Here is a 23,786-nt window from a genome sequence, read left to right as displayed (position 1 = left end):
AAATCCCGGTAGCCGGGCGAGCGATCTGAGCCGGGCTAAACCGGGAGCAGCGTTTTACGCCCGCCGCCGTCCATCGCAGCCCGGTCTTTCGACGTCTCCAGATGAATGATCGCCATGTTTCTTCTCAGGCTCTTCTGCAATAGCTGATAAGTGTCCGGATCGAAGCTCAAGGATGAGCGTGTTTTCAACACGTCTTCAAGCTCCGATTCGTCTTCCACCGTTCCCACGTGGCACCAGCTGTCAAAAACGTGAAGCTGGCTGCCACTGGTGGCTTCGCAATATTCACGAATGCCGATCCTGCCCGGGTAGGGCCAACGCTTCAGGCGGTGCGGAACCAGCGCCTGCTTGAGACGCAAGTAATGGATCTCGGCCGGTTCCTTGCCGGCGCATACGCCATCGCAGCGTTTCAGTTGATGCGCAAAACACGTGCCCTTTCCGCTTTCAATGCCGATCACTCGCGGACATAGCCTGTTGTCGGCAGCCATTCCGCGCAGCGCTTCGATCGCCGCCCGCTTCGAACGGAACAGCCCGAACAAATATTCGAATAATTCCGGATGGATATCGTCCCCCGTGACGATGTTGACCAGCGGCACTTGATTGAGACCACCTGCGAGGCTCAGCGAGAATAATTTCCCTGGAGAGCGTAGCCGCCGGTTATAGGCTGGTCGACGTTCTTTTATCAATCTTGATTCCAATAACAGCGCCCCCAGTTCCCCGGCCGTTTCCACCCATTCGACGCGGCTGACTTGCTGCCCGATGCGCATATCCTTGCTGGATGCATGATCGCTGCTGAAGTGCGACATGACGCGAGACCGCAAGGCAACACTCTTGCCTATGTAGAGCGGGAGATCGTTTTCGCCATAGAAAAGATACACCCCCGGGCTGTCGGGAATCTCGTCCAGGAAGGCGGCATCGAGGCCGGCTGGTAAACTTGGCCCCTTCAGCAACGACGCAATCGCTTCCACCACCCGGGTTTCCCCTAATTCGCGTTTGGCCAGTTCAAGATAAGCCACCACCAGCTCGACATCGCCCATCGCCCGATGGCGTGCATGGGTAGTGAGCCCATGGCGGCACATGATGGCGTCAAGGCCGTGGCCTCTATGCTGGGGATAGAGCTTGCGGGATAGCTTCACGGTACACATGACCTTTTGCCGAAGCACGGCGCCCAGGCGCTTGAATTCGCTCTTGAGGAAGCCATGATCAAACCGGACGTTATGCGCCGCCAGCACGGAACCTTCGATGCAGCTGTAGAGCTTGTGGGCGATTTCCTCGAAAGTGGGAGCGTCTTTCACCATCTCGTTGGTGATGCCGGTCAGGTGCGAAATGAATGGCGGAATGCTGATGCCGGGATTAACCAGGGTTTCCCAACGATCAGTCTCCACTCCGTTTTCAAACCGGATAAGAGCAATCTCGGTAATGCGGTCGTGCAAGGGCGTGGTTCCGGTGGTCTCCAGATCCAGGATTACGAAGTCGGGCAGGGCGGAGAAGTTTTCCATTCTTTGCGGTTAATATCGTTGCAGCTGGTTTCCCTGCATCAGCTGATGCTCACCCTCCACTGTGCTTAGGAACCATGCCAGTTTGGAGATTATGCGTAATGAATATGTAGGATGGGTGGAGCGCAGCGTAACCCATCAAAACCATTCAGGATAACCAACCAGCATAATGCGCCAGACGGCAAGACGTTAGATTCATATGAAGATGTAAGGTACGGGATACGCCGAGATCGATGGGTTGCGCTGCACTCCACCCATCCTGGCGAAAATTGTCCGGCATATTTTTTAAATGAGCTGGATTCATGCCTGTTGAAAGATCGTACAATAAATACGTATCGATGGGAAGGAATGGCTCCCTTGCATCGTTCAGGAATCTTGGGTGCTCAAAGATGAGCAAGCGTGAGGGGGTCATGCTCTCCTCCGAAATATTTGCGCAGGCAGTCATTAAAGACTTTGTTGTCGGTGGCGACGTGCGCAAACAGGGTCATCGAGGATTGAAATTTCACGGTATCCGGGTGGCCAAAAATATCTTCGATTGCGCGCCCGTCGAGGGCAGCCACGATTCGGCTGCACTCCCGCAGTCGTGGGCCGAGGACAGGATGGTTGAGGTACGCCTCCGCTTCTTCACGAGAGGAGATCGCAAACTTGATCGCCATGTCGCTGTGGCCCAAGCCCTTGATTTGCGGAAAAACAAACCACATCCAGTGACTTCGCTTTCTACCATCGCGCAGTTCGCGGCAGACGTTTTCAAAGACGGGTTGCTGGGCATCCACGAAGCGTTGCAGATGGTATGGATCGTTCACGTTTCTTCTGAATCGTCAATCATCAATCATCAATTGTTCTGCATTAGGGTTCGTCAGAGTGGACTGTAAATTTATCCACTGGGATTCTGGCATCGGGCGGGTTAAAGATAATAGGAGTAACGTGCATGCGAGTGACGTAAAGATACGCTGAAAGAACTCATCGTGGTATTTCCGCGAATGAAGTGGAGAGTGAACCTAAACTTTTGAGTATAAGTTGCGGAAACTGTCGACACTTGGTGATTTAACCGCCACTACTTAGTGAAAAAACTGTAAATCGCGCTACCTATTAGGGAGACCAATAAACCTCCGACTATTACGTCTTGAAATCTAGCGATAAAAGCTTTTCTTTTTTCGTAGGCACTTAACGCGTCCCCCCATGCAAATATATAGGAAGGCATGAATCTAGGCACTACCCAAAAAACTATAAACATAGCAATTAGCATACCGACGACATATAAAGCAAAAAAAGCAACCCGGTCGGGTTGAACCTCTAGCTTGGCTCTCTCTAGAAAGATTATTGCTTCGGTCGCATTAGCAAATGTGTTTGAGATGTAAGCTTTTTCGAGCTTGTCAACAGGAGTCGCCAAACTTTGTGGATCAAAAATTAATGTTAGTACTTCAAGACACACCCACGCGATGGCGAGGAAAAACGGAACCGACCATGGACTACTAAGCAAATATGACCAGGTGAAGCGTTTTTTAGCGCGAAGAAGAAGATCTTTGATCTCAGTTGAGGCAATCACTGCCCAGTCGCGAGATGGCCCTACAATAGAATAAATTATGCCGGTCTCAGATTTTCGATTCAGATTTCCACCCTGAAACAATACTGAAAGCCTCCAAGGTTCGGAGTCTACTTCCCCTACGAATTCAATTTGGAGGCATTCAATTGCCTTGCTCCCTTGTGTACGTTGCGCCAATATGCTGTCGAGCGAAAGATTCGAAAGTCGGGATCCATCTCGTAGTACTACAGTGTTGTTCTCAACGGCCGTTGCTCCCCCTGCTTTGGCGGCGTGCGTCTGAAGATTTTGATGAATTTGCCGCAAGGTGGCCTCTGTCAGATGGAAGCCCCAAGGTAGAGAGTCGTTGATCGGGTTGGGATCTTTACGATTGTTCTGCATAGCATTTCACCCCTACATGACGTCCAATAACTTATGAACATCTAAGTCAACGAGCGATACGAAAAATATTAATCCGCTTCACGCGAATTTTTTAATAAAACTCATCTACCTCATCTATAAATGAATGGAACATTTTTAAACGATTTAACCATAGCATTTTTTTTTGGAATTACTAGAAAAGAAACGGCGAATTGCGCCAAATCAAATAACCAAAAAGGGTCCTGGGAAATAGCGTTGCAATTTACAGTACGGAAAAGAAGACTGTTACATGGAAACTATGGGAAATATGCACGTTGAAGAACTCGGCGTGTGCAGCAATTTATATCAGAAAAATTGACGTCAAAATATAAATTTGACATCACCTTATCACCCGCCTAATCTAGGAGAGACTTCCCCCTGATACGCTAAGGAGACCAACCATGACAAAGAAGACAGCCGTCAAGCCGAAGGCGACAACCTTCCGGATAGAGCCCGATATTCAGCAACGCCTGTCGATGCTGGCAAAAGGCCTTAAGCGTCCGCTCAATCAATTGGTGAACGAGGCTGTTAGGACGTTCGTTGAGAGGCGCAGCAAGGAGCTTGAGGGAGACCTTGAGGCCAGTCTTGCCAAGCTTCGCAGCTACCGCGAATCCGATCCGAATTTCGAGCAGGCGATTATCGCGTTCGCCGAGGCTGAAGCTACCTTGGACGATCCTCTTGAAGGACAGCACACGAAGGAGCTTGGCCCCGCCCAAACGAAGGTACACAAGTTATTGAATGGTTGACTGGGACGACGACAGTCCTCAGCTACGGCACAACCTCGTCCGGGCGCTGAGCAGGATTCGGGATGCTTCGCGGCGCCGCGAGACTCCAACAGTCGAAGACGCGCGCGAATGGCAAAGCGCAACGATGCACGGACTCGATGTGCCTGACTCACAGTACGTCGGGAAGTTCCGGGGCGAAGCCGGGCCGATCAAGGAATACGAGATAGCAATTGGCGATTACCGCGGCGCGCCTGCCAGCGAAGTGGAGAGTGAGCTCAAAGCTTTTGAGCATAAGTTGCAGGAAACCGTCGCCGCGCTCGATGAGTTGATACCGATCGACAAAGAACTCGATGCGGATAGCGCGATGGCGGCTATCAATCTCTGCGCCTGGACGCATGCGGAATGGGTGCGCATCCATCCGTTTGCCAACGGCAACGGCCGTACTGCCCGTTTTTGGGCCAACAGCCTGTTAATGCGTTACGGCCTTCCCCCATTCGTGCGTCTGCGCCCGAGGCCGGACGGGGGTTACAGTAGCGCCGGGGAGAAGGCCATGCGCGGAGACTGGAAGCCAACTGTGAAAGTTTTCCAGGAAATGCTGAGAGATTTCACGGTTGACTGAACTCTCGTCAAAAGGCAACACGATTTCCGCCTTGACGCGTACCATGGTGATTCCCGGAATTGAACAATAAGGAGCCTTTCCATGAAAAAATTACTCATCCTGGCTGTCGCTCTGATCGCCCCCGCCTTTGCGGTCTTTGCTGAAACGAAAGCATTGCATGATGCGGAAATCATCGGTGTCGTCATAGCCGTGAACGAGGCTAAAATCGATGCTGCCAAATTGGCGCAATCCGTGTCATCTCAGCCTGACGTCAAGATGTTCGGCCAACGTTTGATCGACGAGCATACCAAGGCCAGCTCGCTATTCAACGACTGGGCGAAAAAGAACAATGTAACGCCCCAGAGCAGTTCGACCAGCGACAGCCTGAAAGCTAACGAGGAACAATATCTGGCGAAGCTCAAGGAGTTGGGCGGCATATTGTTTGATCTGGATTATATGGGTCATGAAGTGGAATCCCATCAACAAGCGCTCGACCTGTGGGACAGCAAACTGATCCCCGACGCCACCGATGAGGGATTGAAGAGTTTGTTGGACCAGATGCGTCCACGGCTTTCCGGGCATCTTGAGCAGGCCAAGCTGATCAAGAAGTCGTTGGGTAGAAAGAAATAGGGAGAGCAGTGGATTAGAAGCGAGCTACGTTGCCGACAATCAATGCGGGACCGATGGGTGGCAAGCGGGCTAAAGGCGGCCATGGCTCGATGCCTGTTTTTATCGCCGGAGTCAACGGATCAGGCGCGAGCGGTCTCGACTCACCCCCTGACTCGTGGAGGGAAATTAATCGCGTGGAAGTTTCACACTAGTCCGAACGGACTGTAGGATGCTGGTGTGGATGGTTGTAGAATCGATTGACGGAGCCGAAATCACCGGTTCCGACGAGTTTTTGCCAGTCAGGCACCGCCGGCCTTGCAGAACAACCACATTGCCAACGGCTTATCTGGACAGGATGCTCGCGAGATGTGGAAGCAACGGTGCCATGCAATGCGCCAATCACCGTTCGCAATGGCGATACGCGGCATCTTTTCTTTAATCGATACTTGAGGAGAATCGACAATGCATAATAATCGAGTTGTGATCCGAGCTATCTGCGGGCTGGCGTTGCTGCTGCCTGGAATCGCGAGTGCCGCTATCGCCTATGACGAGACTGCAAGCGGCGATTTCGCGGCTGCCAACCTGGAGTCGTCCGGCGTCAGTCCGGGAACGTTTGCCGGGATAATGACACCTGGGGTCAGCACCATTACGGGCAGTTTTGGAAATTCGGATGCAGCCGGCAGGGATACGGACGTTTTCAGTTTCGAAATTCCCGTCGGCCAGCAGCTCACGGCGATTGACTTGACATACACCCCTGTCAGCGGAGATGCGGGTGGCGGCTCCTACTTCGGGATACAGGGCGGACTGGAGATCGGCACCGGCTTTGAAACGGTCGGTTCCAATCTCAGTAATGCGCTTATCAGGGAAAGCGAGGACATCCTGAGCAGGTTCGACCTCGGCCCGGAGTTTGGCGGAACCGGTTTGACGGCCCCGTTGGGCGCTGGCAACTACACCATGTTCATGTCGGAAACGCATGCGGTTGTCGACTACCAGATGGATTTCAATGTCAGCGCGGTACCCGAGCCGGAAACCTATGCCATGTTGCTGGCCGGCCTGGGCCTGCTTGGCGCGATGGCCCGCCGGAAAAAGACTTCTCCCGGCAAGTAAGCGCGAATATGCTTCAGGAGGGGGCTCCGGCCCCTTTTTAATTCCGGTTCGGGGCAAAACGGATTGAGAGAGGCGCAATAGCAGAGGGCGGCTGAATCGTTATTCGTTAATTTCATCCAGCTTCGCCGCCGCCAGGCAAACAGCCTCACGCAGAGTCGGCCCACTCGACTTGACCTCGTCGCAGTATAAGGTGAAGCCGCCTGAATATTCGGATGTCGGGCGGGTATAAACCGCCTGGTCGCAGTACTCTCCCAGCCAGTCCAGTATCTCCGTATCAGTGAGATTTAGGGGCGCTGGGCGGTGTTCTGTCCATAATTCAGCCCAGCGCCCCATGATCACTCCAGCCTAATAACTACAACGTCTGCCTGTGCCCTTTCAAGTCGGGCCGAATTCCGCGCCAGGCACAGCCTGGGCATTTCTTTGCGCTTTTCCGTCGCTGACCGCTTGTCTTTCCACGCCACAGGGGGCTTACTGGATCGAGGCTATGCCGGCTCGGGCCACACATCTGTTTCGCGGTATTGCCATGCCGCGCTGCTTTGCGGCATGAGGTAGACTTTACAAGTTATACTTGTAATTGTCAAGCAATGTTTGTACCGCTAACAGCGAGCGCGATGGTTCTTATCGCGGATTGACGCTAGCAGCTTGTCGGGTTTTTGCAGCCAATTTCTTTAAGTCCGACAGCTGCCAAGGGGAAGAAAAGCGTTAACGCTGTGGAATTCGCACGAAAGGCGTTTCGTTCTGGCCCCGCTCATACGTTTTCCCGGGGCCGAATTCGATTACGTGGTCATCTTTTAAAATCACGGAATAATCAATCAGATTATAAGTCGAGCCGGTAAAAATAGACCAGCCGCCGGGACGCCGCTTCGAATAGAGCAATACTTCGTAATCGCCGTTGCGTTGGTAACCATCCGGGCTGCCTGCGCGGTTTATGACCTCTGTTTTTGTCATGCCGGCACGCACGCCATCCAACTTAGCCGCGGTGACGCATGCGGACAGGATCAATGTGCTGAGCAAGGCGAGAATGATGGGCTTCATGATTAAAACTCCAAAGGGACTACGATTAACGGCCAAGCGCTTTAGTGGCGGGTGGAACGCCGGCTATTGCTTTGACTATCCCGCTACGATAACAAAGGGAGGAGGCCGTGCTAACGGATATAATGGGACTCGGAGCGATGCCCGGTTATATTACCTGACGTCAGCAGCAGGATCAACCGTTACAGGGCATGTACGCCATTACAAGGCGTTAAAGGCAACCCCATGAGATTTTGGGCGCACTTATGACAATCCGGCGGGATGGGGCAACGGCATGGTTTGCCGTTCTGTCTTGACAATTAGAATTCATCGCCTATCTTGAGAACAGGCCAATGGCGTGGGGATGACCGATCTCGGCACATTGGGCGGGCGTTACAGCTCCGCCACCGGCATCAACGATGCCGGCAGGTGGCAGGGTACTCCAAAGCCATCGGAGGGGGCTTCCATGCCTTCATCACCGGGCCCAACGGCGTGGGGATGACCGATCTGGGCACTCTGGGTGGGGGTGACAGCTCCGCCACCGGCATCAACGATGCCGGGCAGGTGGCAGGGTACTCCAAAGCCATCGGAGGGGGCTTCCATGCCTTCATCACCGGGCCCAACGGCGTGGGGATGACCGATCTGGGCACTCTGGGTGGGGGTGACAGCTTCGCCACCGGCATCAACGATGCCGGGCAGGTGATGGGACATTCCTACATCACTGAGAGAAGCTTCCATGCCTTCATCACCGGTCCGAACGGCGTGGGGATGACCGACCTCGGCACGCTGGGTGGAAATGAAAGCTCCGCACGTGGCATCAACGACGCCGGTCAGGTGGTGGGGTATTCCGAAGCCATCGGGGGAAGTAATGATGCCTTTATCACCGGCCCGAACGGCGTGGGCATGACCGAATTCAGTATGCCGGGTGCGAATTCCATCTCCGCCGATGCCATCAACGATGCCGGCCAGGTGGTGGGGTCTTCCAGCACCGCTGCATGGACTCACCACGCCTTCATTACCGGCCCCAACGGCGTGGGGATGACCGATCTCAATTCATATGTGGATTTGCCGGATGGGTCGTACTTAGGCACGGCTATCGACATCAATAACCGGGGACAGGTCCTCGCCACCGTAATTCCCGAGCCAGCCTCCTACGCCCTCATGCTGGCCGGTCTGGGCATGGTCGGCTTCACTGTGCGGCGCAGGAAGGCGCGGGAAATAACCCGCGCCAAATAAGGGACCAGGGTAGGGCGCCAATAAGCGAAGCGCATTGCGCCGGATGTCGTTTTCATATTCAGGCGTATCCTCGGCAAGGCGCAAAGGCACATAAAAATATCATTGCATAAGGGAATCCTATTCCCTCATCCCGGCGCAATGCGCTTCCCTTGCTAGCGCCCTACGTCGTGCTGGCTCTCCAGTTCCTTGATGAGCAACGCGACTTCGGCGACTTCCGCCAGCACTTCCTTTACCGCTTGCTCGAGCGTGTAGTTGCGCTTCTCGGCTGCCTGCAGGTGCTCCGGTAGTTGCATGATACGGTGATCCCATCTGGCGCGCGCTTTTTCCGAAACGTGGAAAGCAAGCAGCATTTCCAGGTCATCGTAGAGTTTTGGTCCTGTTTTCATTATTGTGGGTCGACTATTGCGGGAGGGTTGGTCGCGTAGGGGTTGGTTGCGCTATCGTTGCTGTATGGGCTGCCATATTTGCCGTGGGGATTATTGATGGAATCGGGACTGTATTTGCTCCCGTATTGCCCATAGGGGTTGCTGGTGGAATTGGGATCATACGGATTGGCGCTGAGATTTCCAAGGTATTTTCCAGTCTGCCGGTCTCTGAGTTGCGGCGTATCGGCAAACACAATCCCAGCCATCAATACTGCGGCAATACTCACTGTAACCTGTGTAACAATTGATTTCATCATCGCCTCCGTGAAAAATCCTGCTGCCGCAATCCGGTCGTTTTAACGCCCCCCTGGTTATACTGATTTGCGTCCGTTATGCAATCATGCTTTTTCCGCGCATTGCACCGGCAGTGTGCTCCGCACCACTAATTTCTTCCACGTCTGTCGAATTTCCGGCGGTTTTGCTGGGGTCTGTTTTGTTGCCTTCTATCTGATTGCCGTCTTTCCCCGAGTCTTTGTTGCCGCATCGGGCACCCGCCGCGGAGGAAATGCCGGAGGCGGGTGAGGAGCCAGATCCGGTACCGGCAAGGGTTTCACGTCTACCGCGGTTGCTGTTTCCGGTGCTTCAACAGGCACTTCGCGAACAAGCGCCTCACTGATTTTCACCAGCCGGGCGGCATCTTCTTTCGACATGTGCTGCATTGCCTTGACGACTTGTTTTATGAGCGGGTCGTTGCTGGAAACAGGCTTTCCGGCTTCTTTGGAAGGTCCGCCGGAAGCCGCGCCTGCGGGCTTTGCTGCCGTTGCCGCCGGTATCTCCGGCGTTGTCCCGGAGTGCGCCGCGCCAAAATGCATCACCGCCGCGGGCAGCTTGAGCACTTCCGCAATCCTGTTCAATCTCTTTCCACGCGGCTGGGTCGCGCCGGATTCCCATTGCTGGACAGCCTGTGGAGATACGCCAACCAGTTCTGCCAGCTGAGACTGGTTCAAGTCAAGTTTTTCCCGTCCTTCGCGAATTATTTTAGCGATATTCATGAATCCATAATACAAGCAACGCTTGCGGCACGCTTACAAGAATAGCTTGACAGATACAAGTAATACTTGTAATAATGCCGCCATAGGCTTGCTGATCAGGAAAATCACCGATTTTGGTGAAAAAAACTGGATTCACCACGTTCCTTGAAGGGTATTGCCAATCAAAATGAAGAAAACAGCGTTATTTCGATGAACTATTACGAACGCTATTGCGGCGACTACCAGCGTGACACCGCTCACCTTTCGCTGGCGGAACACGGCGCTTATACCATGCTGCTGGATACCTATTTCAGTGTTGAAAAGCCGCTGCCCAAAGAGTTCCCCAGCCTTTTCAGAGTATGCAGGGCCATGACGCGAATCGAGCAGCAAGCGGTCAGAACGGTAGCGGAGCAGTTTTTCCCGGTTTCGGAGGTTGATGGGCTGCGCCACAACCCGCGCGCAGATCGCGAAATCGCAAAAGCCAGGCCGAAAATCGAGGCGGCACGAATCAACGGCAGGAAGGGGGGGCGCCCGCCAAAAGACGGAAGCAGGAAAGAAACCGGGGAGGGAGTTCAACAAAAACCTGGCGGGTTAACTGGGGGTTCGGAAAATCCGAACCCGGAAATAAATCCGGAAGCCATGCAGCGGGAACCCGGCGGCAAAGCTTCCCAGCACCAGCACCAACTCCATCAAAACAGGGAACATAACCATACACAGACTATTTACCCGTCGAAAGAGCAGGCGTATTTGCCAACCCCGTTGCCTGACCCTGGAGTTGCTCCTTTTGCTGAAACGCATGAAGAAAGCGCTAGCGAAGCCTTGATATCACCCGGCGCGGCCGGCGCCTGTTGCAAAACCATGATCAGGCATGGGGTGCAGGGCTGCAATCCGCACCATCCCACCCTGCGTGCACTGCTGCAGGCGGGCGCGGTGGAGGAGGAGTTCGTGCAAGCGGCAAGAAACGCCGCCTCCAGGGGCAAAGCCAGCTTCGCCTATGTGATCGGCACCGTGAAACGGCAGCGTGAAGAGGCGGCAAAGCTGGTTCTGCATCAGGGACGAATGCCCAACAGGCAGGAACTGCTGGAAGCATCCAACAAGGCGGCGACCGAAGGATGGCTGCCGCCGGAATTGCGGAAGACGGAGCCGGCAGGGCCGGAATTGGAGGAAATTCAGCATGCAAACGGATGATTTCCAGAAATTTCAAGACGGGATTGCCGGCGTGATGGGGTTTTATGGCAGAAGCGTATCGAACTTTGCGCTGGATGTATGGTGGACGGCGCTCAAGGGGCATGACCTGGGCGCGGTGGTGGACGCTTTCAATCGCCACCTGGCTAATCCTGATGCTGGGCAGTTCCCGCCGAAACCCGCCGACATCATCCGCATGCTGCAAGGTTCGACACAGGATTCCGCGCTGCGGGCGTGGGTTAAGGTCGACCAGGCGGTGCGCCGTATCGGGACATATGCGGATGTGGTATTCGACGATCCGCTGATTCATCGCGTGATCCAGGATATGGGCGGCTGGATCGCGCTCGGAACCAAGAAGGAGGACGAATGGCCGTTCGTGGCGAAGGAATTCGAAAACCGCTACCGCGGATTTCGTTCCCGCAATGAATGTCCGGAATATCCCGCAAGTTTAGTTGGCATTGCCACCGCGCATAACAACCAGAAAGGTTTCAAGGCCGATCCACCGGTGCTGATCGGGAACGAGCAGCTGGCGAGACAGGTGTTATTTGGGGGAACAGACAGGCCGGCACTTGGCTTCAAACGCATGAGCGATGGCCTGGATGAGGCAGTGGGCGAAGCGCTGTGGAATCAGGGGACTGGACACGCAACAAAGGACGGTTGAGCGCCCGGCGTACGGGAAACCGCATGGCTAGGGCGGCCGATAGATGGGAGCCAGGAAGTAATGAAAATAATGGAAGAGCTGGAAAACTGGAAAGAGCGGACAGGAGGCGCTGAGTGAAAATATCGTGGGTAATAACTCGGGCGGCAACAATGGTGGCGATGGCTATGTTTGCCCATGCTGAATCTCGTGCCGAGGCTCACGGGCAAGTCCCGCCGGATATCGGGATCAACCTCCATCATGGCAATGGTACTCAAGCCGCGGCGGGTGCCGGGGCATTTGCAACATCAAACCAGGCTCAAACGCAGATACAGGCCTCCGAGTCAACCGCAACGGGCGGGCAGGGCGGGGCGGCCTACAACAGCGGGAATAACCAGATCATGAATCTGGGCGTGTCCGGTGTGCGAAACAATCCGAACATCGGGCTCGGCCTGATGGTGCCTACCGCGCCATGCCGAGATACATACTCGATCGGTGGCTCGGCGGCCGGCATGGGGGGAGGCGTGGCCTGGTCGAAGGCCGACCGGGAGTGCCGCTGGCAGGATATCGGTGCCGCATTTATCCGGGCTGGATATATCGAGGATGGACTCGCGATGTGGTGTGCGATCGAAGGCGTCGAGGATATCGCTCCGACCTGCAAGAGATTAAAGACCGCAAAACACGCAGCGGATTCCGCAAAGGGACTCGAAGCTTCCAAACCCGTGGACACGGGATGGTCGGGATGGTAAAGCAGAATGCATAAAGCTGATATGACAAACGACGGTTCGCCGGATCTCGAGCGTTGGGAGTACGGAAATCCCGAAGAGGTTGTTGCGCGCAGGCAGGCGCAGTCGTGCCAGGGTTGCCGCCACGAGGAAGTGATCTCTTTTGGAAACGGGCGTCTTGTTTCGCAGTCCGTGAAGTATTGCGGGAAAGGGCGCAAACATGGGAAGCGTTGCGCGTTATATCAACCTAAGGAGCATGACAAATGAAATTCAGCAGTCCGGAACGCGCCCTGGGATGGGCTTATGAAACGACCAGCAGGCCCATCGTAAAAATATCGTCCGTCAATGATATGCGCGAAGGCAACAGGGCAGGGGGGGCGGGAGGGAATGGTGAACTGACCGCGCACGACCGCCACGCGCAGGCGGCGTTGATCCTCAGTTTGTGCGAACGCGTGTTGCCTGCCCTGCATATGGCCTATGTGCGCATCCAGTTTGGCAGGGAAGCCAGCGGATTCGATCTGCTGGCGTCCCATCTGGCGGCAAACTTCGGTACGGGGTTGCATAGCCGCAGGAGCATCGAGAAGATTATCCGTGCCTATTGCGGGGAAAAGATAGGGCTGCGCGAGATACGAAAATCCATGTCGTGCGGCATGCTCAAGGCAGTGTCCTACCGCAACCAGGCCTATGACGCGCTGGACGTGATCCATGCGCAGGCGATGGACAGGTTGCGCATGGAAATGGAGAGCCGGGACTTGCTGCCGGACTCCGTGGCCGGGCAGACAGGGTAGAAATCCTGCCTGTCGAAAAGACGCCAGCCTACAATTTTGTCATTACTGGCCAGCGCTTATTTTTGCTGGTTGTAGTCGTAATTGATCATCCACTGAATTCCAAACTTGTCGGCGAACATTCCAAAGTAAGCGTTCCAAAAAGTTTTTTGGAGTGGCATCGTTACACTTCCGCCTGCTGACAGCCCATTGAATAGAGTGGTTGCTTCCTCTTCGCTGTCGGGATGGATGGAAATTGAAATATTGTTGCCGGCGGTTACCTTTCCGATGCTTCCGGCGTATCGCTGGCCATCAGGATGGTTCCCTGGCCGATGGGTAAGGAAACGTGCATGATTTTGTCGCCTTCACCTTCCGGCATCGCCTGTTCGGAAGGCACATCCTTGAAGCGCACCATCTGAATGAATTCCCCGCCAAACACGGATTTGTAAAAATTGAACGCTTCTTCGCAGTTATCGTTAAAGCTCAGATAGGGGTTTACCGTAGTCATGATTTTTCTCCCTGGATGACCGGTTGAGTGTTGCCGGACTTTGCCTGACGTTCATGCGCTCTATCCGGTTTTCGTAGGATGGGTGGAGCGAAGCGCAACCCATCACCGCCTAATTCCATACCGGCCATCTGCCAACTGCGTGAGGATGCTGCTTTGGCGTGACAGCTGTTTTGATGGGTTACGCTACGCTCCACCCATCCTACAAAGCTTCGTCATTCCTGCGAAAACAGAACGGGGAAGTAGGTGTAGGGAATGGGGTCTGCATAAAGAAAAAAATCAAAAATATCGTTGACAGCGAACAGAGTATCTAGGCGTATGAAGAAAACGCTATCAGGCAGCCGGTTTGCGGCCGAGCTAGCTTTTTGGGTCCGATTGATTCAACGATTCCTGGATCTTCTGGGCATCGTCAAGATGCAGGGAAAAGGGGGAAAACAGATTGAACAACAGGACTTTCAATTCGTGATTGCTGGCGCTGGGCATCAACTGGTTGTCGATCGTGTCGAGCATATTCTGGTAGAGGACGACTTTCTGGTCGATGTAGGCCTTATCGAATTCTTCGCCGCGCAATGTCTGCAGATTGGCGAAATTTGCTTCGCTGCCGGTTTTCAGGCTCTGGCTGATCGGGTTGTCCTGGAGCGTTACGTTAAGCTTTGCTGCCAGTTCGGTGGCCGACTGGCTGACTTCGGTATGGTCTCCAATCATGCGTTGCGCATACGACTTGACGTCTTCGTTGGACGATTTGGATTGCGCCAGCCTGGCAGCCTCGATGGCGATGCTGCTCGCCGTTACCACAACGTCCGCAATATGCGCATCGTGGATATCCCGCATTTCCGCAAAGGCCGGAAATGCGGGAATCATCAGTCCAGCTGCGAGAATGATCAGATTTTTCATGCAAGTCTCCTGGGTGTTTGAACAGAACGATGATTGCCGATGGGTTCATCATGGCGCCGCATTGGCGCCCGCTTGATCAAGGCGTAGTTTAGATAAAGCTCATCCGTTAGGCAACTGTTCGGGTCATTCCGGAATATTCGTTGCGCTTGACAAGCAGGCGGAGGCGGCTATATTTTATTCGTCAGTTAATTAGGTCTCAAACAGGCTCAATTGTTCCCAACGTCTCCAACCTCATGAGCACCTCGCGCTATTTTCGCGGCACTCGCCGGCCCTCCGCTTCGCCGCGCGGTCCTTGCATGCCTCGCTTCGAGCGGGACAGAACACCGGTGGCGGATGCGCCGCACGATTCTGAATAACTCGCCGCGTATCTTGCAAACGCCTTGGCAGGCACGTGAAAAGGTAAACCAATGACCATGACAGGCGACATCGCGGAAAATGATTTCCTCATCACGCGCATTATCGATGCGCCGCGAGAGCTTGTGTACCGGGCATGGACCGAGCCGGACCGCCTCGCAAAATGGTGGGGTCCCAAGGAGGTCACGAATACCTGCGAGATGGATGCGCGGCCCGGAGGCGGCTATCGCATTGTCATGCGCACCCGCGATGGCGTCGAATATCCAATCAAGGGCGTCTATCGCGAGATCGCCGCTTCCGAGCGGATTATCATGACAATGGATTGTTCCGAGCACCCGGAAGCCTGGCACGACCTCGTGAATCCGAACCGCAGGAAGGGAGAAGAGGGGGCCGACAATCCCGCCGGGGAAATGCTTACCACGGTGACTTTCGACGACCTCGGCGGCAAGACGAAGCTCACGATCCGGACGCGCTTCGAATCAGCCGCGATTCGCGACGCAATGCTGAAGATGGGGATGAACGAGGGATGGACGGAAAGCCTGGAACGCCTGCAGGAACATGTGCGGGAACACCCGGCGATGTTCTGACCGAGAAAATTCTGCTCGCGCGAAGAATTTATTCGGATTTTTCCAGCGACGACTGGATCCGTCAGGCATATACGAGGTGCAGGGAAAGGGCGAAAGCAGGCTGTACAGCAATGCCTCCAATCCTCATTACTGGCCAGGGATTTCCAGCGTTACTGTTTCGCTAGCGTTGTCGGATGCGTCAGCGCTTCCTGAAGTCTCTTTTCCTGATCGGGTGACAGGGATGTCCGCAAGACTTTGCCTTTCACGTCGGAGAGCTCGGCCAGAACCCTTTCCGCTTGCACCTTGCGCGCAAGTATGAAAAGCGCCGATGAGTTGACGGGAATCGTTTCGCTCAATGACTTGATGAAATCGTCGTCGATGCCGTAATCGGATAAAGAGCCCGACAATGCTCCCGTCCCCGCCCCGATCACGCCGCCAAGCAAAAACCCGGCGATCGGATTCAGGAATATCAGCCCTACCACCGCGCCCCAGAGGCTGCCGGAAAGCAGGCCGCTGGACGCGCCGATAGCGGTAAGGTTGATGCTTTGCTTGAGGTGGATCTCACCCTTCTCGTCGCGAACGACAATCACGGCATCTTCAAGATCTATCAGATATTCCCTTCTCAGTTCCCGGAGCCTCACCAGAACTTCATCGGCTTTATGCGTGTCTTCAAATCCTATCACCACTAGATCGGACATGTTTTTCTCCTGTCAAAGTAGACAAGGCAGACCATACGATCTTGCATACCGCTACGCCATGCATGTTTACGGCGGGACTCAGCATCCAGTTTGCCGTTTCCCGCCGTGTATGATTACCGAATGATTGCCAGATTTCCTTAATGCCGGGCGACCTCGCCGCGCCAGGCACCGGTTTCGCTCCCGCGGCTCTCAAGGAATTTCTTGAAACGCTTGAGATCGCCCCTGGTCCGCAGCTTTACCGCTCCCAACGCGTCGCCGAGCCCTTCCATGAAGCCTTTCGGACCGTAATCCATTTGCAACATGATCCGGGTGGTTGAATCGGAGATCTTGTGGAAATCGACGACACCCGCGTTTTCCGCCCCACTGGTGCTGCGCCAGGCGATCCGCTGGTCGGGAATCTGCTCGGTGATCTCGGCGTCCCATTCTTCTTCTTTACCGGCAATTTCGGCCCGCCAGTGCAAATGCGTATCATCAAGCTGCCGTACTTCGCATACGCCCTTCATGAACTTGGGAAAATCTTCGAATTGCGTCCATTGATTGTAGGCCACGCTGACGGGCACGTTCACTTCGATTGACTCTTCGATCGTCGTTTTCTCGGAGTCCCGGGATTTTTTGTACTGCTTCGTTAACAGCACTCCACCTGCGGCAACCGCCGCGAGCGTTACAATTTTTCCTAACATTTGCGTTTCCTCCTACGAAAAGCCGCTTCACCATTCAGAAGATATTTTTCATGCCGACACTTCGGTTTGTGAAAAACGGCTGCAACAATTGAAAGACAATTTGCTCACCCTGTCGGCTGAATCGAGTCTGGCGAACAAATACTTGGGTAGATAATGCGCCTTCCCAATGTTTGCCATCTGTGCGGTGGTCAACGTAGGGGATAATTTGAGGAACGAGGACGGCATCCTCCGTTGTCTTTAATTCCAGTATGCTTGACTTTATCCATCATTTCGATAATACTAGAAACATGGAAACTAAAGAAGCAGTCATTGCTCTTGCCGCGCTTGCCCAGGAAACGCGTCTTTCGATATTTCGCCTGCTGGTTCAGGCGGGACCGGAAGGTATTCCGGTGGGACGCATCGGCGACGCGCTGAAGGTCGCGCCTGCGACGCTTTCGTTCCACTTGAAGGAACTCAGCCATGCGCGCCTGATCTCGTCCCGCCAGGAGGGGCGGTTTATCTACTATGCCGCCGATTTCGCATGCATGGCGGAGATGATGGCCTTCCTCACGCGAAACTGCTGCCATGGAATGCCAAAGGAATGTTTGACAATGGTTGAAAACGCGCTCGGCGGCTGTTGCCCGCCTCAATCGAAAACCACCTGACTCTAAAGGAGCCGATCATGAAACGCTTTCACGTGCATATTGCTGTTGATGATCTCGATGCCAACATCCGCTTTTACTCCACCGTGTTCGGTGCTCCGCCATCCGTCACAAAAGCCGACTATGCGAAATGGATGATCGAGGAACCGCGGATTAATTTCGCCATTTCAAACCGCGGTGCGAAAACAGGGCTTGATCACCTGGGGTTTCAAGTCGATTCGGATGCGGAACTGGGAGAACTGCGCCGGGGAGTGGCCGAGGCAGAGATTGCCGCGCTCGACCAGCCGCGGACGAAATGCTGCTACGCGCGATCGGATAAGTATTGGATCGTCGACCCGCAGGGCATTGCCTGGGAAACCTACCATACGCTTGGCGAGGTGGAAATCTATGGTACAGATGTGCCTAAGGCGCGGATAGAACCCAAGCCTCATGAAGCCGGTGCGTGCTGCGTGCCAGTGCCCAAGGCTTCAGAGCTCGCTATATAGCGCGTATTCGAATCATCGTACTTGAGGTTAGGGCGGCATGGGTCGGGGGGCTGAAAGTGCCCGAAAACGTAACGTGCATAGGTCCAGCGGACGGTAGCAACTTACCTGGTAATACCCTTTACTTGTCCCAGCACGGTCTGATCGAGTTCGGCCGTAGTGATTTCAGCTGTGCAACTCCCAACCCCGCTTCTATGCCTGTCCGCTAAAACATCCGCTGCCACATTACATACCTGGGCAGCCAAACCAACGCGAATCTGGACTGTCTTTGGAATCTGGCTGACGTCCACATTGATGTTCTTGGCAATATCTTTGGCGACGTTGCTGATATTGACATTCATCAAGCCGGGGCTCTCCTCAGCGATAGCTGCTGGTGCAATAATGAATATTGCTGCTGAGCTGATCACTGCCAGTACGGTTTTCACACTTTTCATTTTCATCCTCCTCTCATCAGTGGATCAATGGAAGGGCTGGCATGCCCTTATCGTTGGTATTTACCGACTCTGCAATTCTGTTGAAGCTGCTTGCGAATAACCCGGTTGGCGTTGATGAAGGCGGCAGCAAGAGCGAGCTTGTCGCCATGGATCGATTAGGCTTCCGGGAAAGGTTGAATCGGAACAACCATTCCATAGAACTCCTCTTGTCCATCGGATAGGCTGAATTAAATATAGGTAAGGCTTGGCGATTAGTCAAACCGGCTGCGAAAACGCGCGGAAAAGTGCCCGCCTCGCAGCGCGAGGCGCGTCGCGCTCGGGGGACTAGCGATTTCCTGACCCGATTCCGATGCTACGCCCCGAACGACGGGATGCTTCACACAGAACTAATTCCGGGGGTCCCGCACATTCTGTGTGACTCACCGTACAGATTCAGCTATTGAAACGTAAGAGAGTATAAGCGTTTATTTTCGCTGGTACTTCTTTCGCCTCTTAATGCCTTTGCCGCTCTCGTGAAACCTGTTCGTGGCCTAAGCGAGAATGGTACGTGCCATGACCGCTTCCCCGTCATTTACCAAGAATCGCTTCCTGCAAATGGTGCTGGGGGCCTATGTGCTGGTCTGGATCGGTGTCGCGATCAATCCGCGTGATTGGCTGGTCTGGGCGCTTGAGAATATCCTCGTCGTCGTTTTTGCCGGCATCCTCGTCGCGACATACCGCCGCTTTGCTTTCTCGAATCTTTCCTATCTGTTGATCGCGCTGTTCCTCAGCCTGCATGCCATCGGCACGCACACCGGTTACGCGAACTCGCCGATCGGCGACTGGCTGAAAGAGATGCTGGGCCTGAGCAGGAATCCGTACGATCGCATCATCCACTTTGGGTTCGGGTTGCTGCTGGCATATCCGTTTCGCGAACTCCTGGTCCGGACAAGCAACCTTCGGGGCTGGGCAGCGCATTGGTCGCCGGTGAGCCTGATCCTGGCCGCAAGCGTCGGCTTTGAAGTGATGGAGTCGCTGGTGGCGGAGATCGTCAGCCCTGGTACCGGCCCGGCCTGGCTCGGCGCGCAGGGTGACGAGTGGGATATGCAATTTGACCTGGCTGCCGCGCTACTCGGCGCGCTGGCCGCGGCGCTGTTGACCTACCGGCAAGAACGCGCCGCCCTCAAACGCGGCATTTCTCCATGAATGCCCAGCGGTTCTCCATGAATGAAAAACCATTTCGCGAGCGGCGGCTGCTTCAGGGGCTCTGCGTCTGCTATGCGGTCATTTGGGTTATCGCCGCGATCGATCCGGTGAAGCGCAGCGACTGGCTGCTTGAAAACCTTCTCGTCTTTGTCTCGGTGCCAACGTTGATCTTCACGTATAAACGCTTGCCGCTTTCGGATTCCGCCTACGTGCTTATTTTTCTCTTCCTCGTCATGCATGCCACAGGCGCCCACTACACCTATGCGGAAGTACCGCTCGGCTATTGGCTCAAGGAAACGTTTCACCTGGAACGAAATCATTTTGACCGGATCGTGCATTTCTCATTCGGAGTGATGGCATATCCGATTCAGGAAATGCTCATCCGCATCACGAAAGTGCGCGGCCCCTGGGCGTTGCTCCTGCCGGCGGCCATCATCGTGTCATTCAGCGGATTTTTTGAAATCATCGAGGCGTTCATCGCAACACTGGTCAATCCAGAGCTGGGAGCGGCATATCTTGGACTGCAGGGGGATGTCTGGGATGCGCAAAAAGACATGGGGCTGGCGATCCTCGGCGCGGCGCTCGCGATGCCCTTTGGATACCGGCGTGCCTACGAGCGGTCTCGGAGTTCTCTCACGCCTTTTTCTTCCGCGCAGTGATTACAGCAGAACATCACGCCATTCTTCTCCAGGCCATGGCCAATGATTCGCACCCGGCAATGCGCGCAGACAGGCGCAAGCATCTGGATCGCGCATTCGAAGCTATCGAATGTATAGGTTTTATCGGAGGCGACAACCTGAAAAGATTTGTCGTAGTCATTCCCGCATCCATCGCATTTTGGCATACGTTTCTCCTGCGCTCCCTGATTTTTTATTTATAGTTAAAAAAATAAAAAAGGCAAGTATCTGCGGTGAGACGAATTGGCCCCGAATCGCCGGCCCGCGGCTAACGTGAAGTGCCTGTTCCTGCGCTGCTTGTACTGCTTGTACCCGTGGTGGTAGCCGGTTTGGGACGCCAGAAATGAACCGCGCCGCCCGTGAGCCCCGCGAGGCCTACCACCAATACCAGGAAGCCCCAGCCCGTGCCGCCGTTACCGGTATGGACATAATCCCCTGCTTTTCGCACATCAAGGGGAATGCTGACCAGATTGCCGGCGTTTCCCGAGGCATCGTTGCCGGCCAGCAGGACCTTATACTTGCCCAGCGGCTCCAGGTTGACCGCGAGGGGGATGTTTCCCGAGGTGTACTCCGTGGCGGGCACCGACAAGACTTCACGCTCCTCGCCGCCTTCTATTTTCATCAGCCTCACGGCCAGCGGTGCTTCGCGCATATCTGGCGCGAGGATATCGATTACCAGGTTCAGCGGACCGGCCGGCACCGGGGAGCAAAATGGAGGATAGGAAGGATGGTCGCCGTCCGGCACCACGTAGGCGTTGAAGCCAACCGGGAAAGCTCCTGTCTGGACGACACATGCGCCGCCGGAAATGGACTCTTTCTGTTTTGCCTGGTTGTCGGGGCGAAAGAGCTGCCACTCATTGCCGGATGTGCCACCGGTTTGCTGGGCATGGGAGACCGGCAGAAATGCCAGGGCCATCAGCATTGCGCATCCCGGGTAGAGCATCGTGGGGAAAATCCGTTGCGTCATCGCGTTCCTCCTCTTGCAGTCAATACAACCAATAGCAATATAACCAGTAACAATATTACCGATAGGGGCCGGACTCGATTGCCGTCACATGAATCTGGAAGCGTCAGAAACCCAGCATTAAAAAAATCGGGTTAACAATCATTAAATCAATTCGAGGCATCGGCGAACGCTCCGGAATAACGGAATGGCGACTCGGGGCTGCTATTCCCGGTCCCAAGTGGCATCTTCCGGTCTTTCTCGCTATTGCGCAAGGCCAGGAAGCCAACCAGGGCACATCCGGCCTTTTGTATAACGGCTTGCGGTTTTATGAGACAACCGCTTGGCTACTTGTTACACTTCGGGAAAACAGAGGCGGGCTTTGGTTGGGGCGCGTCGAATCCAATGTTAATGCTTCGTCACAACTTTAAATTATTAGGCGGCGTCCTGCCGCATAAACAGTTAAACATTTTGTCTTCTCCTGAAATGAAGGTCAATAATGGGCTGGATTTATCTCCTTGCTGCGGGCACCTGTGAGATTCTTTATGCCGCTGCCATGTCGCGCACTGATGGCTTCACAAAGTTGTGGCCCAGCGCCTTCTGCATTGTATTCATCGCCGCCAGCATGTACCTGCTTTCCATCGCCGTCCGCACCATTCCTATCGGCACCGCTTACGCGGTGTGGGTCGGCATTGGCGCAGTCGGCACCGCGGCTTATGGAATCATCGCGCTAGGCGAAGATCGCAGCATACTCAGATTGTTGTGTTTCGCGCTGATTCTGTCCGGCATAGTGGGTTTGAAGCTCCTTTCGGAAAGCCGCGTTTGATAAGCGTTCCGTAAAGCTATCCATCCTTCCCCGGGTGATCGTGATAGCACATTTGCGGAGGCGCAAATATTGGCTGTTTAACTATTTTGCATAACAGCCATGCGGCCACGCCAATCACATTTCAATGACGGCTTTCAAGGGCAGGTGGTCGGAAGCGACGCGCGCAAGACCAGTGGCATGAACCTCCAGTTTTGCGAGGCGCCTGCGCGGGTGCACCCAGAGACGATCAAGCGCCATGAATGGCCGCCGTGCCGGGAAGGTCGCACAATGCGGTGTGCGCTTGAAGTGCGCGTGCAGCCAACGCAAAGGCCGTCCCCACAGGAACCACTCATTCAGGTCACCCATTAACACATAAACATTGGCGGATCCGATATTGAACAGCTTGAGCAGCTGGCGAACCTGCTGGCGCCGTTCCCACGGCCGAAGCCCCAGGTGGGTCGCGACTACCTGTACGCGCCGTCCGTTTCCATCGAGAGTGACGTCGATTGCGCCGCGCGCTTCGTGTCCGGGCAGGGTGAGGTCAACCCTGTTCACGGCCAGGATGGGAAGCTTGGTCAATATGGCGTTGCCGTAGTGCCGGGTTTCGCGCAGCAGGGTAGGGCCGGCAATGGCTGTCAAGCCGGTTTTCGCGGCCAGGTAATCCAGCAGGTCGCGGCCCTCGACGTCATGGTGCTCCACTTCCTGCAACGCCAGGACATCGGCGTTCAGCTCATGCAGCACTTGCACAATGCGTTCAGGCTTGAAGCGGCCATCGGTGCCAATGCAGGCGTGTATGTTGTAGGTGGCGATCGTCAGGTGCATAGTGCGTCTCTGTAGATTCAGGTTTTGCAAGCCTCCGCTTCGCGGAATTGCGTGCTTGCATGTTTCGTGCCTCGGTGCAATCAATGCGACCGGCAGTATCCGCGGCATTGCCCAGTGAAGCCGCCCACTGGCCTGGCGTCGATGAGGAGGTTTTGCGGCTTATTTCTCCTGGCCTTGCACTCTTGACCATCCGGGTTGTCTGCATCGCGGGGTATAGGGGTTATTCACCAGGTTGGCGTTGTAATAACGCGGATTGTCCGTCACTTCCTCACCGGCCCAGGGTGGTTTATCAAATGCCTGCTGCTCGCTCTCCAATTCGACCTCCGCTACTATCAGACCGACGTTATCCCCAAAAAATTCATCCACCTCCCAGATGAGCCCGCCGAATTCGACACGGTATCTTCGCTTTTCGATCAACGGCCGAAGACATAGACCATCCAGCATTTCCCGGGCATGCGCCACAGGAATCGGATACTCGTATTCGGCGCGGGTCGCGTGTTGGGTGATGCCCTTGACGGTCAGATATGCGGTATCGCCCGCGGTACGCACGCGAACCGTGCGCTCCTTGTCGATACTCAGATACCCTTGGCGAATCTCGCTGTATTCCGCTTGGCGCCAACTTGCGTTGCCTTGATTCTCAACGAGAAACTTGCGCTCGATTTCCTTATTCATAAA

Annotated in this window: 33 protein-coding genes and 1 pseudogene; 18 read left to right on the top strand and 16 right to left on the bottom strand. The window is 54.8% G+C overall.

Going from position 1 to position 23,786, the window contains the following annotated elements:
* Positions 1-35: 35 nt before the first annotated feature.
* The 3 genes from BLP45_RS06045 to BLP45_RS06035 form a co-directional block, all read right to left on the bottom strand.
* A complete protein-coding gene (locus BLP45_RS06045) occupies positions 36-1,496 on the bottom strand; it encodes an exonuclease domain-containing protein (RefSeq protein ID WP_090370783.1) in 1,461 nt (486 codons plus the stop codon).
* A gap of 380 nt (positions 1,497-1,876) precedes the next feature.
* On the bottom strand, positions 1,877-2,296 hold the full coding sequence (locus BLP45_RS06040; RefSeq protein WP_090370781.1) for a DUF1810 domain-containing protein: 420 nt from the start codon (positions 2,294-2,296) through the stop codon (positions 1,877-1,879).
* Positions 2,297-2,547: 251 nt separating this feature from the next.
* Positions 2,548-3,414 (bottom strand): hypothetical protein, encoded by an 867-nt coding sequence (locus tag BLP45_RS06035; RefSeq protein WP_090370779.1) that lies wholly within the window; start codon positions 3,412-3,414, stop codon positions 2,548-2,550.
* A 419-nt stretch (positions 3,415-3,833) separates the two neighbouring features.
* On the opposite strand from BLP45_RS06035, the gene BLP45_RS06030 reads away from it, so the two are divergent.
* From BLP45_RS06030 to BLP45_RS14580, 5 genes are all read left to right on the top strand, one after another.
* On the top strand, positions 3,834-4,178 hold the full coding sequence (locus tag BLP45_RS06030) for a CopG family ribbon-helix-helix protein (protein ID WP_090370777.1): 345 nt from the start codon (positions 3,834-3,836) through the stop codon (positions 4,176-4,178).
* Positions 4,171-4,776 carry a Fic family protein gene (locus BLP45_RS06025; protein ID WP_090370775.1) on the top strand — a complete coding sequence of 202 codons (606 nt, stop codon included), beginning with the start codon at positions 4,171-4,173 and terminating at the stop codon, positions 4,774-4,776. Before BLP45_RS06030 ends, BLP45_RS06025 begins: the two co-directional genes overlap by 8 nt.
* A gap of 81 nt (positions 4,777-4,857) precedes the next feature.
* A complete protein-coding gene (locus BLP45_RS06020) occupies positions 4,858-5,385 on the top strand; it encodes a DUF4142 domain-containing protein (protein ID WP_090370773.1) in 528 nt (175 codons plus the stop codon).
* Positions 5,386-5,414: 29 nt separating this feature from the next.
* Positions 5,415-5,576 (top strand): hypothetical protein, encoded by a 162-nt coding sequence (locus BLP45_RS14775; RefSeq protein ID WP_218117958.1) that lies wholly within the window; start codon positions 5,415-5,417, stop codon positions 5,574-5,576.
* A gap of 250 nt (positions 5,577-5,826) precedes the next feature.
* Positions 5,827-6,471 (top strand): FxDxF family PEP-CTERM protein, encoded by a 645-nt coding sequence (locus BLP45_RS14580; protein WP_176754676.1) that lies wholly within the window; start codon positions 5,827-5,829, stop codon positions 6,469-6,471.
* A 99-nt stretch (positions 6,472-6,570) separates the two neighbouring features.
* Here the strand turns inward: BLP45_RS14580 and BLP45_RS06005 are convergent, their stop codons facing one another.
* Entirely contained in the window at positions 6,571-6,804 is a 234-nt protein-coding gene (locus tag BLP45_RS06005; protein WP_090370769.1) for a hypothetical protein, read from the bottom strand.
* 369 nt (positions 6,805-7,173) lie between these two features.
* The gene (locus BLP45_RS06000; protein WP_090370767.1) at positions 7,174-7,506 is read right to left on the bottom strand and encodes a hypothetical protein; all 333 of its coding nucleotides are present in this window, start codon (positions 7,504-7,506) and stop codon (positions 7,174-7,176) included.
* Between the two features lie 405 nt (positions 7,507-7,911).
* Here BLP45_RS06000 and BLP45_RS05995 point away from each other — a divergent pair, with 405 nt between their 5' ends.
* The gene (locus BLP45_RS05995) at positions 7,912-8,718 is read left to right on the top strand and encodes a PEPxxWA-CTERM sorting domain-containing protein (RefSeq protein ID WP_256327716.1); all 807 of its coding nucleotides are present in this window, start codon (positions 7,912-7,914) and stop codon (positions 8,716-8,718) included.
* A gap of 152 nt (positions 8,719-8,870) precedes the next feature.
* Here the strand turns inward: BLP45_RS05995 and BLP45_RS05990 are convergent, their stop codons facing one another.
* The 3 genes from BLP45_RS05990 to BLP45_RS05980 all read right to left on the bottom strand — a co-directional run bounded on the left by BLP45_RS05990 (position 8,871) and on the right by BLP45_RS05980 (position 10,135).
* On the bottom strand, positions 8,871-9,104 hold the full coding sequence (locus tag BLP45_RS05990; protein WP_090370765.1) for a hypothetical protein: 234 nt from the start codon (positions 9,102-9,104) through the stop codon (positions 8,871-8,873).
* Positions 9,104-9,400: a hypothetical protein gene (locus BLP45_RS05985; protein ID WP_256327715.1), complete on the bottom strand. Its 297-nt coding sequence runs from the start codon at positions 9,398-9,400 to the stop codon at positions 9,104-9,106. Before BLP45_RS05985 ends, BLP45_RS05990 begins: the two co-directional genes overlap by 1 nt.
* A gap of 186 nt (positions 9,401-9,586) precedes the next feature.
* A complete protein-coding gene (locus BLP45_RS05980; protein WP_090370761.1) occupies positions 9,587-10,135 on the bottom strand; it encodes a helix-turn-helix transcriptional regulator in 549 nt (182 codons plus the stop codon).
* Positions 10,136-10,324: 189 nt separating this feature from the next.
* Between BLP45_RS05980 and BLP45_RS05975 the strand changes: the two genes are divergently transcribed.
* From BLP45_RS05975 to BLP45_RS05955, 4 genes are all read left to right on the top strand, one after another.
* The gene (locus BLP45_RS05975; RefSeq protein WP_143002408.1) at positions 10,325-11,302 is read left to right on the top strand and encodes a YdaU family protein; all 978 of its coding nucleotides are present in this window, start codon (positions 10,325-10,327) and stop codon (positions 11,300-11,302) included.
* Positions 11,289-11,960: a DUF6475 domain-containing protein gene (locus BLP45_RS05970; protein ID WP_090370757.1), complete on the top strand. Its 672-nt coding sequence runs from the start codon at positions 11,289-11,291 to the stop codon at positions 11,958-11,960. The genes BLP45_RS05975 and BLP45_RS05970 overlap by 14 nt, the downstream gene beginning before the upstream one ends.
* Before the next feature lie 113 nt (positions 11,961-12,073).
* A complete protein-coding gene (locus tag BLP45_RS05965; RefSeq protein ID WP_143002407.1) occupies positions 12,074-12,685 on the top strand; it encodes a hypothetical protein in 612 nt (203 codons plus the stop codon).
* A 239-nt stretch (positions 12,686-12,924) separates the two neighbouring features.
* Positions 12,925-13,449, top strand: a complete 525-nt coding sequence (locus BLP45_RS05955) for a hypothetical protein (RefSeq protein ID WP_090370751.1) — start codon at positions 12,925-12,927, stop codon at positions 13,447-13,449.
* A gap of 56 nt (positions 13,450-13,505) precedes the next feature.
* Here the strand turns inward: BLP45_RS05955 and BLP45_RS15075 are convergent.
* Together BLP45_RS15075 and BLP45_RS05945 are read right to left on the bottom strand one after the other, a co-directional pair.
* Positions 13,506-13,933 (bottom strand): annotated as a pseudogene (locus tag BLP45_RS15075) (VOC family protein).
* A 354-nt stretch (positions 13,934-14,287) separates the two neighbouring features.
* On the bottom strand, positions 14,288-14,824 hold the full coding sequence (locus BLP45_RS05945) for a DUF4142 domain-containing protein (RefSeq protein ID WP_090370749.1): 537 nt from the start codon (positions 14,822-14,824) through the stop codon (positions 14,288-14,290).
* Between the two features lie 407 nt (positions 14,825-15,231).
* Here BLP45_RS05945 and BLP45_RS05940 point away from each other — a divergent pair, with 407 nt between their 5' ends.
* A complete protein-coding gene (locus tag BLP45_RS05940; protein ID WP_090370747.1) occupies positions 15,232-15,765 on the top strand; it encodes an SRPBCC domain-containing protein in 534 nt (177 codons plus the stop codon).
* Positions 15,766-15,914: 149 nt separating this feature from the next.
* Here BLP45_RS05940 and BLP45_RS05935 read toward each other — a convergent pair whose 3' ends face one another.
* Complete coding sequence (locus BLP45_RS05935; protein WP_090370746.1) at positions 15,915-16,442, bottom strand: DUF1269 domain-containing protein; 528 nt, start codon at positions 16,440-16,442, stop codon at positions 15,915-15,917.
* A gap of 137 nt (positions 16,443-16,579) precedes the next feature.
* Positions 16,580-17,122 carry an SRPBCC family protein gene (locus BLP45_RS05930; protein ID WP_090370744.1) on the bottom strand — a complete coding sequence of 181 codons (543 nt, stop codon included), beginning with the start codon at positions 17,120-17,122 and terminating at the stop codon, positions 16,580-16,582.
* A gap of 287 nt (positions 17,123-17,409) precedes the next feature.
* Between BLP45_RS05930 and BLP45_RS05925 the strand changes: the two genes are divergently transcribed.
* On the top strand, positions 17,410-17,766 hold the full coding sequence (locus BLP45_RS05925) for an ArsR/SmtB family transcription factor (protein ID WP_090370957.1): 357 nt from the start codon (positions 17,410-17,412) through the stop codon (positions 17,764-17,766).
* A 17-nt stretch (positions 17,767-17,783) separates the two neighbouring features.
* The gene (locus BLP45_RS05920; RefSeq protein WP_090370742.1) at positions 17,784-18,248 is read left to right on the top strand and encodes an ArsI/CadI family heavy metal resistance metalloenzyme; all 465 of its coding nucleotides are present in this window, start codon (positions 17,784-17,786) and stop codon (positions 18,246-18,248) included.
* 101 nt (positions 18,249-18,349) lie between these two features.
* Here the strand turns inward: BLP45_RS05920 and BLP45_RS05915 are convergent, their stop codons facing one another.
* Positions 18,350-18,679: a hypothetical protein gene (locus BLP45_RS05915; protein ID WP_256327714.1), complete on the bottom strand. Its 330-nt coding sequence runs from the start codon at positions 18,677-18,679 to the stop codon at positions 18,350-18,352.
* 41 nt (positions 18,680-18,720) lie between these two features.
* Between BLP45_RS05915 and BLP45_RS05910 the strand changes: the two genes are divergently transcribed.
* The 4 genes from BLP45_RS05910 (at position 18,721) to BLP45_RS14575 (ending at position 20,744) form a co-directional block, all read left to right on the top strand.
* Positions 18,721-18,900, top strand: coding sequence for a hypothetical protein (locus tag BLP45_RS05910; RefSeq protein ID WP_090370738.1), 180 nt, complete (start codon positions 18,721-18,723; stop codon positions 18,898-18,900).
* Between the two features lie 331 nt (positions 18,901-19,231).
* Positions 19,232-19,864, top strand: a complete 633-nt coding sequence (locus BLP45_RS05905; RefSeq protein ID WP_176754675.1) for a DUF2238 domain-containing protein — start codon at positions 19,232-19,234, stop codon at positions 19,862-19,864.
* Entirely contained in the window at positions 19,861-20,523 is a 663-nt protein-coding gene (locus tag BLP45_RS05900; RefSeq protein WP_090370734.1) for a DUF2238 domain-containing protein, read from the top strand. Before BLP45_RS05905 ends, BLP45_RS05900 begins: the two co-directional genes overlap by 4 nt.
* Positions 20,520-20,744 (top strand): hypothetical protein, encoded by a 225-nt coding sequence (locus BLP45_RS14575; protein WP_176754674.1) that lies wholly within the window; start codon positions 20,520-20,522, stop codon positions 20,742-20,744. Before BLP45_RS05900 ends, BLP45_RS14575 begins: the two co-directional genes overlap by 4 nt.
* Before the next feature lie 65 nt (positions 20,745-20,809).
* Here the strand turns inward: BLP45_RS14575 and BLP45_RS05890 are convergent, their stop codons facing one another.
* Entirely contained in the window at positions 20,810-21,508 is a 699-nt protein-coding gene (locus BLP45_RS05890; RefSeq protein WP_090370730.1) for a hypothetical protein, read from the bottom strand.
* A gap of 475 nt (positions 21,509-21,983) precedes the next feature.
* Here BLP45_RS05890 and BLP45_RS05885 point away from each other — a divergent pair, with 475 nt between their 5' ends.
* Positions 21,984-22,310 carry a DMT family transporter gene (locus BLP45_RS05885; RefSeq protein ID WP_090370728.1) on the top strand — a complete coding sequence of 109 codons (327 nt, stop codon included), beginning with the start codon at positions 21,984-21,986 and terminating at the stop codon, positions 22,308-22,310.
* A 114-nt stretch (positions 22,311-22,424) separates the two neighbouring features.
* On the opposite strand, the gene BLP45_RS05880 is transcribed toward BLP45_RS05885, so the two are convergent.
* Together BLP45_RS05880 and BLP45_RS05875 are read right to left on the bottom strand one after the other, a co-directional pair.
* Positions 22,425-23,111 (bottom strand): endonuclease/exonuclease/phosphatase family protein, encoded by a 687-nt coding sequence (locus BLP45_RS05880; RefSeq protein ID WP_090370955.1) that lies wholly within the window; start codon positions 23,109-23,111, stop codon positions 22,425-22,427.
* Positions 23,112-23,270: 159 nt separating this feature from the next.
* Complete coding sequence (locus BLP45_RS05875; protein ID WP_090370726.1) at positions 23,271-23,783, bottom strand: CYTH domain-containing protein; 513 nt, start codon at positions 23,781-23,783, stop codon at positions 23,271-23,273.
* Between the last annotated feature and the right edge of the window lie 3 nt (positions 23,784-23,786).

Source organism: Nitrosospira sp. Nl5, assembly GCF_900102495.1.
Taxonomy (GTDB): domain Bacteria; phylum Pseudomonadota; class Gammaproteobacteria; order Burkholderiales; family Nitrosomonadaceae; genus Nitrosospira.
The sequence above is the reverse complement of the archived record's forward strand: the minus strand, read 5'-3'. Positions and strand labels throughout refer to the sequence as shown.